Raw genomic sequence first — 11,629 nt, forward strand, 5'->3', positions numbered from 1 at the left:
CGCCCCCGCCAGGGGTACGGGCCGGCCGCGCCCGTAGTGCCCGCCTCCGTCGTGCCCGCCTCCGTGATCGACTCGCTTGGGCCGATGTTGCGGCATTAACCGGCTCGGATACCGCTACCTCGGCCCCGGTGAGTCGATCAAGCTGGGCGGGGGCCGGGGTGGCGGCGGACCAGGGCGGCGAGGCGACGCCAGGCGCGGGCCAGCCGACCGGTCCGGCGGAGGCGGGCCGGGGTGGCGAGCAGCCGGTGGGCCAGCGCGGTGGTGTCCGGGTCGACGGCCGGGGCGACCAACGCCAGATGGGCCAGGGAGACGGCGATCGGCACCGGCCGGCCCTGCGCGACCGTCGCCACGTCGGCGAGCCGCTCGGCCACCAGGCCGGCCACGTCGGGGCGTACCTCCGGGTCCACCCAGGCGGCGGTGACCAGGGCGAACAGTGCCGCCTCGGTGATCCAGTCCTCCACGCCCCAGATCAGCTCCACCAGCACCCGGCGACGGGTCGAGGTCGCCCACGGCTCGTCGGTGCGGTGGTGCAGCAGGCCCAGGCAGGCCCAGACCTGCACACAACGCACCCACAGCGACGGGTCCTGACCGGTGAGCACCCGGCCCAGCGCGGTCGGCGGCGCGTCGGGCGGGTGCACCAGCAGACCCAGCAGGTCGGCCAGCTCCAGGGTGGCCAGCCCGACCGCCGCGTCGTACGCGGCAGGTGGGTGCGGCCAGGCGGGGTGGGCCAGGTGGCGTACCCGCTCGGCGGCGACCGGGGACGGCGCCGGCAGGGCCGGTGCGGCAGTGGTGCCCTCGTAACGCCAGAGCCGGTAGCCGGTGTCCCGACGTGGCTCGCGGGGGTCCGGCTCGGCCACCCCGGTCACCTCGACGTGCAGGCCGGGCACGGCGGCGGCGACCGTACGCATCGCGCTCGGCGGTTCCGGGGTGGTCAGGTGGACCGCCGCGTCGGGGAAACCGTCGGCGGCGAGCGCGCGGCGCAGCGCGTCGACCATCGCGCCGGTCGCCGGGGTGACCTGCCCCAGCCAGGGGCGTCCCCGGCAGGACTCGGCGAGGTCGGTGTGCTCGTGGCTGTCGTCCGGGTGGTCCCGGGTGAAGTCGGCGAGGTCGACCAGGTGCGCCACGTCACCGTCGCGCAGGAACCGCAGCCGGTGCGCGGTGTGCACCGCACAGTCGAAGGCCGGGTCGCGGGCCAGCGCCCGGTCGGTCCAGCCGAGGGCCTCGTCGAGCCGGCCGTGGTCGGCCAGCGTGCCGGCGATGTCGGCGTAGACGGCCAGGTCGTCGGGGTCGTGTCCGACGGCCCGTTCCAGCGCGGCCAGGGCGTCGCGGGTCCGTCCGGCGCTGCGGTAGGCGTACCCGAGCCAGACCTCGCCGAGTTTGGACGGCGTCTCGCGTACCCCTCGGCTGGCCCAGGTGACCGCGAGGGTGACCTCGCCGAGCCGCCGGGCCAGCGCGGACGCCGCGCCGAGCAGCAGCGCGTGCCGGGGGTGCGCGGCGACCGCGTGCCGGGCCAGGGTGAGGTACGGCAGCAGGGGCGTCCGCCCGGCGCGGGGGACCGGGTCGGGCACCGCGGCGCAGACCTGCATCAGGATCCGGGCGCAGCGGTCCGGGTCGAGCCGTTGGGCCAGTTCGGGGGCGGTGACCCAGGGCACCCCGGCCCAGTCGACGCCGGGGGCGTGGCCGGTGGCGGCGACCAGCAGGTCGAGCCCTTCGGCCGGGCGGCCGGCGGCGGCGAGCAGGTGGGCGCGGGCGACCACCGCCCCGACGTGTGCCCGCTGGCCGAGCGGGAAGAGGTCGAGGTCGCCGCCCGAGGCGGCGGCGATCCGGGTGAGCGTCTCGTGCGTGTCGGGCAGGGTCGGTGCCAGCACCAGGGCGGCGGCGAGGTGGTCGGCGGCGTGGGCCAGGTCGCCCTCGTCGAGCGCGAGCCGGGCGAGGGCGAGTTCCTCGGCCGCGGTCAGCGCGGGTGGCTCCTCCGACACGTCGGCCTCTCACTAGCAGGGGGGTTGCCAGGGCTGGGCAAGCGTAGGGGATACCGGCAACCGGTGCCGATCTTCTGCTCATTAGTGCGCGCTGGATTGTCCTCAGCGACAGAATCGTGCAAGACTGAACATGAAACGCGCGGCGATCGCGCAGCGAGGGGAGTTTCCGTGACGCAGCCAGGGGCCGGGATGGCCGCCGACATCGCCGAGCAGCCGGCCGGTTACGCGCGGCTGCTCTCCACCGGGCACGCCGGGGCGATCGCCCGGGTCGCGGCGGCCGTCGCGGAACGCCGCCCCCGGCACGTGGTCTTCACCGCCCGGGGCACCTCCGACCACGCCGCCCTCTACGGGGCGTACCTGACCGAGATCCGGCTCGGGCTGCCCGCCGGGCTCGCCTCGCCCAGCGCGGTCACCGTCTACGGGGCCCGCCCCGACCTCTCCGACGCGCTCGTCGTCGGGGTCAGCCAGAGCGGCGGCTCACCCGACCTGACCGAGGTGCTGCGCACCGCCCGCGAGGCCGGCGCGCTCACCCTGGCGGTCACCAACGCCCCCGACTCGCCGCTGGCCCGGACCGCCGAGCTGGGCATCGACATCGCCGCCGGGCACGAGCGGGCGGTCGCCGCCACCAAGACGTACACCGCCGAACTGCTCGCCCTGCTGCTGCTGGTGGAGGGCGTCCGGGCCGGTGACGGCGTACTGCCGGCCGACCAGCGGGCCGCCCTGGAACGCCTCCCCGAGCTGGCCGAACGCACCCTCGCCGACGACACCCCGACCCGGCTCGCCCCGCGCTACCGGTTCGCCGGCCAACTCGTCACCACCGGCCGGGGGTACGCCTACCCGACCGCCCGGGAGGCGGCACTGAAGCTGATGGAGACCTCCTACCTGCCGGCGCTGGCCTTCTCCGGGGCCGACCTGCTGCACGGCCCGCTCGCGATGACCGACCCGGACGTGCCGGTGCTGGCCGTGGTCGGCTCCGGCCCCGGCGGCCGGTCCATGGGCGAGGTGCTGCCCCGCCTCGGCGAGCGCCGCGCCGACGTGGTGGTGGTGGGCTCGGCCGAGGTCGAGGGGGTCACCCGGCTGGCCGTGCCCGAGGTCGACGAGCGGTACGCCCCGCTGCTGGACATCCTGCCGTTGCAGCGCCTCGCCCTCGCCCTGGCGCTGGCCCGGGGTGAGGACCCGGACGCCCCGCGCGGGCTGAAGAAGGTCACCGCGACGATGTGACCCGGGCCGGCCAGCGCGACGGCGTCCGGGTGGGCGTGGCACGCTGTGTCTCGTGTCCACGCTGCGCGACCTCGCCGAGGAGCACACCCAGCTCCGCCCGGCCGACATCGACCACCTCCACCGGATCGCCGGGGACTGGCAGCTGCTGTCCGACCTGTCCTTCGCCGACCTGCTGCTGTGGGTGCCGGTGGACGCCGACGGCACGTTCCTCTGCGTCGCCCAGGTCCGCCCGACGACCGCCCCGACCGCCTACCTGGACGACCAGGTGGGCCGGATCGTGGGCGGCCCGGAGGTGGCCCACCTGGAGGTCGCCTACCGGCAGGGCCGGATCTGGCGGGAGGGCGACCCGGTCTGGTACGGCGACGTGCCGGCCCGGCACGAGGCGATCCCGGTCCGGCTGCGCACCGCCGACGGGGAGGCCGGCGAGGTGATCGCGGTGGTCGGTCGGGACACCAACCTGTCCACCGCCCGCACCCCCAGCCAGCTGGAGCTGAACTACCTCACCACCGCCGACGACCTGGCCCAGATGATCGCCGACGGCACCTTCCCGCCGCCCCGGCACCCGGGCGAGACCACCTCCGCGCCCCGGGTCGGCGACGGGCTGGTCCGGCTCGACGCCGGTGGCAAGGTCACCTACGCCAGCCCGAACGCGCAGTCGGCGTACCGCCGGTTGGGGTACGCCTCCCACCTGGTGGGCGAGGACCTGGCGAAGCTGCACCGCCGGCTGGCCAGCGACCCGCTCGACGGCACCGAGGCGGCCAACGGCATCCTCGCCGCGCTGCGCGGCGAGGGCCCGCCCCGGCGGGAGATCGACGCCCGGGGGGCGACGATGCTCACCCGGGCCCTGCCGCTGATGCCCGCCGGGGTGCCGATCGGCGCGCTGGTCCTGGTCCGCGACATCACCGAGGTACGCCGCCGCGACCGGGCCCTGATCACCAAGGACGCCACCATCCGGGAGATCCACCACCGGGTGAAGAACAACCTGCAGACCGTCGCCGCACTGTTGCGCCTGCAGGCCCGCCGGGTGTCGATGCCGGAGGCCCGGGTCGCCCTGGAGGAGTCGGTACGCCGGGTCGCCTCCATCGCCCTGGTGCACGAGACGCTCTCCATGTCCAGCGACGAGGCGGTCGAGTTCGACGGGATCGTCGACCGGGTGGCGAGCGCGGCGACCGAGGTGGCCGCGACCGAGGTGAGCGTCGGGATGCGGCGGACCGGCAGCTTCGGGGTGCTACCCGCCGAGATCGCCACCTCGCTGGTGATGGTGCTCAACGAGTTGCTGCTCAACGCCGTCGAGCACGGCTTCCCGCCGGCCGAGGAGGGCGACGAGGTGGTGGAGCCGGAGACCCGGCCCGAGGTGGTCGTCTCGGCGCACCGGCAGCGCAAGCAGTTGCACGTCTCGGTGACCGACAACGGGCGCGGGCTGCCTGCCGAGTTCGACGCCGACCGGGGCGGGCGGCTCGGGTTGCAGATCGTCCGGGCCCTGGTGACCGGGGAGTTGCGGGGCAGCATCGAGCTGCGTCCCGGCCCGACCGGTGGGACCGAGGCGGTGCTGGTGCTGCCGCTGGCGAAGGGCTGAGCCGGTCGGCGACGCACCGGTTTCCCGCCGGTGACGTTCGGGTGAATGTGAGTAGCGTGACGCAGGATCTGCGGCCTGGTGAGGCTTTAGGTCGATTCATCGGCATTGACACCTTGCAGCCGACTGAATAGTTTTCTAGCTTCACCATCAAGCAGCCACGGCCAGTTCACCGTGCCCGGCTTCCTGGACGCGTCCGGCGACCCATCCCGCTCGCACTGCCGGGAAGACCGTGCGGCCCGGCGAGCGGGGGAGACGAAAGCGATGACCTCACCGCCTGCGGTCGATCCGGCCGCGGTGCTGTCGCCCACCGCCGAGTTCCGGGTGCCGCGGCAGGTGTCGAAGTGGACCCCGCGCAGGGACGCCGACGCGCCGCACCGGCCCGCGTACGCCCCGGTGCCGTTGCCGCCGACGGACGCCGAGATGCTCTCCTACCGCAAGCGGCGACTGGCCGCCCTGATGGTGCCGTCGCTGGTCAGCTTCGGCTGCCTGATCACCAGCCAACTGCTCTTCGTCCGGCTCGCCCCGTGGCTGTGGCTGCTCGCCCCGCTGCTGTTCTTCACCGTCGTCTACTACCTCGTCTCGCTCGCGGTCAACCTGTTCACCCCGGGCTTCGACCTGGCCCGCCACCAGGAACTGGTACGCACCTGGCGGCCGGCCCGCCACCCCAGCGTCGACGTGTTCCTGCCGGTCTGCGGCGAACCCGCGCACGTGCTGCGCAACACCTGGGAGCACGTGCGGGCGATGGGCCGCCACTACCGGGGCGAGGTCACCGTCTACGTGCTCGACGACTCGCCCAACGAGGCGATGGAACGGATGGCGCTCGCCTTCGGCTTCGTCTACCAGCGACGACCCAACCGGGGCTGGTTCAAGAAGGCCGGCAACATGCGGTACGCCTTCGAACGCACGATGAGCGACTTCATCCTGGTCCTGGACGCCGACTTCGTCCCGCGTAAGGACATGCTCGACCAGATGCTGCCCTGGTTCGACGCCGAGCCGAACGCGGGCATCGTGCAGTCGCCGCAGTACTTCCGGGTGCACCTCGGGCAGACCTGGGTGGAGCGCGGGGCCGGGGCGGTGCAGGAGCTGTTCTACCGGTCGGTGCAGGTGTCCCGGCAGGCCCACGACTCGGCGATCTGCGTGGGCAGCTGCGCCGTCTACCGCCGCGACGCGCTGTTCTCCATCGGTGGGTCCACCCTCATCGAGCACTCCGAGGACGTGCACACCGGCTTCGACCTGCGGATGAAAGGGTGGAACCTGCGCTACATCCCGGTCGTGCTGGCCGCCGGGCTCTGCCCGTCGGACGTGGACTCGTTCTTCACCCAGCAGTACCGCTGGTGCGCCGGCTCGATGAGCCTGCTCGGGTCGCGGAAGTTCTGGTCGACGAAGCTGCGGTTGCGGGCCCGGCTCAGCTACCTCTCCGGCTTCTGCTACTACCTGCACACCGGGCTGTTCACCTTCGTCGCGCCGGTCATCCCGGTGCTGATGCTCACCGTGTTCGCGCACCAGATCGCGATCGCCAACTATCTGCTGATCCTGCCCAGCGTGGTCTACAACCTGATCATCTTCCCGCTCTGGCACCGCAACCGGTACGGCCTGGAGAGCTGGACCGTCAAGATGATCTACGGCTGGGCGCACGCCTTCGCCGTCATCGACATCGTCCGGGGCCGGCGGATGGGCTGGCAGCCCACCGGCGGCACCGCCAAGAAGAGCAAGACCCGGCGGCTGTGGACCGGCATGAAGGTGTGGACCGCCGGCACCGGCCTGGTCTGGGCCGGCGTCGCCGGCTGGCGGATGCTCGTCGAACCCGAACCGTGGATCTTCGTACCGGCCCTGCTCAGCGCGGTCTTCTACCTCGCCGTCGTCGGGCAGGCGCTGCTGGTCGACCCGGAACGCGACGTCGAGGTCGTCAGGTGAGGACGAAGTACCTGGTCACCTTCCTGCTGGTGGTCGCGCTGGCGTTCACCGAGTTCGCCGTGCTGCGCCGGGTCGACATCACGGTCGCCGGGTCCGCCGCCGGGCCGGGCGGCGTCGCCGCCACCGAGGAACAGGTCCCGGCGTACGACGTCACCGCGCTGAAGTCACCGAAGGGCAGGTACCTCGGTGTCACCGTGACCGGTGGTGCCGAGATGGCGCGGGTCCGCGCCTTTGCCGAGGAGACCGGCAAGACCCCCAACCTGGTGGCGATCTTCGAGAGCTTCGACGACAGGTTCGCCGCCAGCGAGGTCCGTGAGCTGCACAACTACGGCGCGCTGGCGGTGATCCGCTGGGAACCGTACGACGTGCCGCTGCGGGACATCGCCGCCGGCAAGCACGACGCGTACGTCAAGGAGTTCGCCACCGCCGTACGCACCCTGAACCTGCCGATCGCCCTCACCTTCGCCCACGAGATGAACGGGCACTGGTACTCCTGGGGCACCAAGCAGACCAGGGCCACCGAGTACGTCGCCGCCTGGCGGCACCTGCACGACATCTTCACCCAGCAGGGCGCCACCAACGTGATCTGGACGTGGACCCCGAACGTCGTCAACTACCTGCGCAAGGTCAGCATCCGGGCGCTCTACCCCGGGGACGCCTACGTCGACTGGGTCGGCATGGACGGCTACTACACCAACCGGGGCCCCAAGACGTTCCGGGACCTCTTCGTGCCCACCATCACCGAGATCCGCACGTTCACCAGGCGTCCCCTGCTGATCGTGGAGACCGGGGCCGAACCGGGCAGCCGGCGACCGGCCCAGATCACCGACCTGCTCACCAACGTGGCCAAGCGTGGGGACCTCCTCGGGGTGGCCTACTTCAACATCAACGGCTCCGGGAAGTGGAACATCGACCGGGACGACGCCGCCCTGCGCGCGTTCCGCCGGGCCGCCGCCAAGGACACCTTCGGCTTCGACATCAGGACCGTGAAGTGACCGCGCCGGCGATCCAGTGGACCGGGCAGGCCGACCCGGCGGAGGTCACCGGCCACGCCGCACCCCGGCGGGCGGCGGGCCGGGGCGGCGGCTGGTGGGCGCTGCTGCCGACCGTCGTCGCGCTCGGCCTCGGCTGGTGGCGGCTGGACGCCCGGGACCTGTGGAACGACGAACTGGTCACCTGGCACGTCACGTCGCTGTCGGTCGAGCAGTTCCGGATGCTGGTCGGCAACATCGACCTGGTGCACGCCGGCTACTACGTGATCATGTCGGTGCTGACCACGCTGACCGGGGACTCGACGACCGCCCTGCGGCTGCCCTCGGTGCTCGCGGTCGGGCTCACCGCCGGGCTGGTCGCCCTGATCGGGCGGCGACTCTTCGACACCCCGGTCGGGGTGCTGGCCGGCCTGGTCTTCGCCCTGCTGCCCACCGTCTCCCGGTACGCCCAGGAGGCCCGGTCGTACGCCCTGGTCACCCTGGCGGCGGTCGCGGCCACCTGGCTCTTCCTCCGCGCGGTGGACCGGCCGACCCGGAGCCGCTGGTGGGCGTACGGCGTGCTGCTGGTGCTGGTCGGCTGGCTGCACTTCGTCGCGCTGCTGGTGGTGCTCGCGCACCTGTTCCACCTGTGGCGGTCGGTGCCCGGCGAGGAACCCCGGTGGCGGTGGGCGGCGTCCACCGGCATCGCCGGGCTGTTCGTCCTCCCGGTGCTGATCCTCGGCAGCCGGCAGTCCGGCCAGATCTCCTGGGTCGAGAACGACGGCGACGCGGTGCTCCGTTTCCTGGCGAACCTGACCGGCACCACGGCCGCGTTGGCGCTGGTCGCGGCGCTCGCCGTCCTCGCGGTGGCGGTCGCCGGCCGGCAGTGGCGGAACACCGTGCTGATGCTGCTGATCTGGGCCGTGCTGCCCCCGGTCGCCGGTTACCTGACGTTCAGCGTGGTGCACCTGTTCCTGGCCCGGTACTTCCTGTTCACCGTCCCCGCGTGGGCGCTGCTCGCCGCGTTCGCAGTCTGCCGCACCGCGCGGCTGGCCACCCGGGAACGGTTGCCGGCGGCCTGGCTGGCCGGGGCGTTGGTGCTGCTGCCGGTGCTGGCCTGGCAGACCTGGCCGGCCCAGGAGCGGGTCCGCTCCAATGAGGCCGACGGGCAGCCCCGCTACCTCGACGCGGTCCGTTACCTGGGCAGCCAGGTCAAACCGGGCGACGGGGTCGCCTACAACGACGGGTTCGGTGGCTCCAGCGACGTGGCCCGCAAGGCCACCGACTACGGCCTGCGCGACCAGACGCACCCCCGGGACGTCTTCGTGGCCGTACCGGCCCGGCAGACCGGTTGGCTGACCGCCCGCGAGTGCCGGGAACCGCTGCCCTGCCTCGGGGACACCAGGCGGATCTGGCTGGTGGAGACCGGTCACCTCAACGACCCGCTGGCCGGGCTGCCGCCGGCCCGGGAGGCGCTGCTGCGGCAGCGCTTCCTGATCCGTCACGTCGAGCGGTTCGACCGGGTCCGGGTGGTCCTGCTGGAACGCAAACCGGCCTGACCGGGGTGGGTGTGGTCAACGCCGACGGACGAGCAGCGCCACCGTCACCCCCGGCCGGGGGTGGGCCTGCTCGACGGTGAACCCGGCCCGCAGGGCATCGCCCTTGTCGCCGGGCACCGCGGCGAGCGGATCGTCGTGCCGCCCGGCGACCACCAGCCAGACCCGGTCCACGCCGGCCAGGCAGCCGGCGGGCCGGTCGCACTCGCGGACCCACAGGTCGGCCCGCGCCCGCCGCCCCTGGGCGACCAGCACGTCCCGGGGCCGGGGCCCGTCGGCGGCCCGGTCACCGGTGATCCGGGGCAGGTGGTAGTCGATGCCGAGGTCGAGGAAGAGCCACCCGTCGCGGGGGGAGTAGACCACCGCGTCGCCGGGTCGCTGACCTGCGGCGATCACCGCCGCCGCCCCCCGGTAGTCGACCGTCGCGCTGCGCGGCCAGCCGTGGCTGTGCCGTACCGCCGCCTGGTCGGGCAGCCCGAGCAGCGCGGCGAGCGCCACCACCGCCAGCCCCGCCCGCACCGGTCGGGCTCCCGCCGGTCGGGTCCGTGTCGGGCCCGTCGGCGGTGCGGGGCCGGCCAGGGCGGTGCCGGCGAGCAGGCAGGCGAAGGGCACCGTGAAGAACAGGTACCGAGGCACCCAGAGGGGCACGGCCAGCGCGGCGACGAAGATCAGCAGCACCGGCAGCAGCACGCAGAGGCCCGGCAGCAGGCCCCGCCACCCCGAGCGGGTCGCCCCGAGCGCGGCGAGCCCGACCAGCACACCCCCCACCACACCGCTGTGCGCCAGTGCACCCGGCAGGGCCGCCAGATCCGCCAGCCGGGCCGCGGTGACCCAGTCGAGCTGGTGGGACCGCTGCCGCTGCGCCGTGACCAGCAGCGGGGTCAGCACCACCAGGGCGGCCGACACGGCCAGCAGCCACCCCCGCAGCCGCCGTCCCCACGACTCGCGGGTGACGCCGCTGCTGGGCGGACCCCAGGCCGTGAAGGTCAGCACCGCCACGGCATGCGCGGCGAGCAGGCCCAGGGCGAGCAGGTGGGCCAGGCCGAGCCCGGCGACGGCCGCCGCGTAGCCGGCCCAGCGCAGCCGGCCGGGACCGTCCAGCGCGCGGACCAGCAGCACGGTGGCCAGCACGGCGAGCAGGGTCACCAGCGCGTAGGGCCGGGCCTCCTGCGCGTAACGGGAGGTGCCCGGCAGGACCGCGAAGAGCAGGCCGGCGAGCAGGCCGGCAGACACCCCGAACAACCGCCGCCCGAGTACGCCGGTGAGGCCGGCCGCGCCCGCCATCGCCAGCACCGAGGGCAGTCGCAGCGCCGCCACGGAGTCGCCGAACACCCCGGTCCAGCCGTGCACCACCAGGTAGTACGCCCCCGTCGCCGCGTCGACGGTCCGGGTGAGCCGGAACAGGTCCCCGACCGGACGGGTGGCCGCGCTCCAGGTGGCCAGTTCGTCCCGCCAGGGTTGGGCCCGGTTGATTCCCGAGCAGCCGGCGACCAGGGTGACCAGTAGCGGAACCGCCCAGACCACCCACCCCGCCGGCCACCGGTCGGGGCGCAGGAAGACCGCCCGGAAACCTGCCACCGGCCCCGGCCGTGACCTTCCCACGGGTCCCGGGTGCGGACGCGGGCGCGCACCAGCCGGCCCACCCGAATGCCTCTTTCCGGACATCGCGCCCACGGGTCGAGGGTCCCACACCGGACCCGACGATGCCGCCGGAGCTGGCGGCGACCAGGCCTCCGGCCGGGTGGGAGGAGTGGTTTCGCGTCCTTTCGAGCTGATCTCGTAAACGATTCACTCGCTCGACGACCTGGCGACGATCGGCCATGCCTGCCCACCGGCATCGACCTGTCCGTCAGCGGCTGTCCGTGCTCGGCACACCCACCCGGGTACCTCGCCGGCTCGGTGCCGTCCGCGCGGCCGGCGTCGGCTCGTGGTGCCTGATCCGGTGGCAACTCGTGGTGCCTGATCCGGTGGCAACTCGTGGTGCCTGATCCGGTGGCAAGGAGTCGAACGCGTCGCACCCTTCGGCCCCGTCCTGCGGTTCCGCTGGACGGGGCCGCGATTCGTTGTCGTCATCAGCTCGAAAGGGCGCGAGGAAGGTATGGGCGAGGTGGTCGGGCCGGGCCGAGGGGCCGATACTGCGGCGTCGCACCGGGCCGGACACCGCTGTTCGCGCCCACTGCCCGGCCGTGCCGCGGGGTGGGACCGGGCAGGGTGACGGTGGGGATGCGGCCCGTGATGTGGGATGCGGCACGCGGTTCTTGGCCGGTTTCCGCAGGGTGTGGGAGCATGGCTGCATGACCGCCGCTGTCGTCCGCCGCTTCGTGGCACGTCGCCACGTCGACTACGGCCGCGTGCGCAGCGCGATCTGTCCGGCCCACTGACGACGCCCGACCCATCCGTCTCGGGCGCGTA

7 protein-coding genes are annotated in these 11,629 nt (G+C 73.6%); 5 read left to right on the plus strand and 2 right to left on the minus strand.

Going from position 1 to position 11,629, the window contains the following annotated elements:
• Positions 1-137: 137 nt before the first annotated feature.
• Positions 138-1,979, minus strand: coding sequence for a tetratricopeptide repeat protein (locus JQN84_RS09220; protein ID WP_204957918.1), 1,842 nt, complete (start codon positions 1,977-1,979; stop codon positions 138-140).
• Positions 1,980-2,168: 189 nt separating this feature from the next.
• Between JQN84_RS09220 and JQN84_RS09225 the strand changes: the two genes are divergently transcribed.
• The 5 genes from JQN84_RS09225 (at position 2,169) to JQN84_RS09245 (ending at position 9,220) form a co-directional block, all read left to right on the plus strand.
• Positions 2,169-3,200 carry an SIS domain-containing protein gene (locus JQN84_RS09225; protein ID WP_204958207.1) on the plus strand — a complete coding sequence of 344 codons (1,032 nt, stop codon included), beginning with the start codon at positions 2,169-2,171 and terminating at the stop codon, positions 3,198-3,200.
• A 52-nt stretch (positions 3,201-3,252) separates the two neighbouring features.
• Positions 3,253-4,776, plus strand: a complete 1,524-nt coding sequence (locus JQN84_RS09230; RefSeq protein ID WP_204957919.1) for a sensor histidine kinase — start codon at positions 3,253-3,255, stop codon at positions 4,774-4,776.
• Between the two features lie 261 nt (positions 4,777-5,037).
• A complete protein-coding gene (locus JQN84_RS09235; protein WP_204957920.1) occupies positions 5,038-6,690 on the plus strand; it encodes a glycosyltransferase family 2 protein in 1,653 nt (550 codons plus the stop codon).
• On the plus strand, positions 6,687-7,685 hold the full coding sequence (locus JQN84_RS31295) for a glycoside hydrolase family 26 protein (RefSeq protein WP_204957921.1): 999 nt from the start codon (positions 6,687-6,689) through the stop codon (positions 7,683-7,685). Before JQN84_RS09235 ends, JQN84_RS31295 begins: the two co-directional genes overlap by 4 nt.
• Positions 7,682-9,220 (plus strand): glycosyltransferase family 39 protein, encoded by a 1,539-nt coding sequence (locus JQN84_RS09245; protein WP_204957922.1) that lies wholly within the window; start codon positions 7,682-7,684, stop codon positions 9,218-9,220. The genes JQN84_RS31295 and JQN84_RS09245 overlap by 4 nt, the downstream gene beginning before the upstream one ends.
• 15 nt (positions 9,221-9,235) lie before the next feature.
• Here JQN84_RS09245 and JQN84_RS09250 read toward each other — a convergent pair whose 3' ends face one another.
• A complete protein-coding gene (locus JQN84_RS09250) occupies positions 9,236-10,795 on the minus strand; it encodes a glycosyltransferase family 39 protein (RefSeq protein WP_372445955.1) in 1,560 nt (519 codons plus the stop codon).
• Between the last annotated feature and the right edge of the window lie 834 nt (positions 10,796-11,629).

The organism is Micromonospora humidisoli, from assembly GCF_016900955.1.
GTDB lineage: Bacteria > Actinomycetota > Actinomycetes > Mycobacteriales > Micromonosporaceae > Micromonospora > Micromonospora wenchangensis.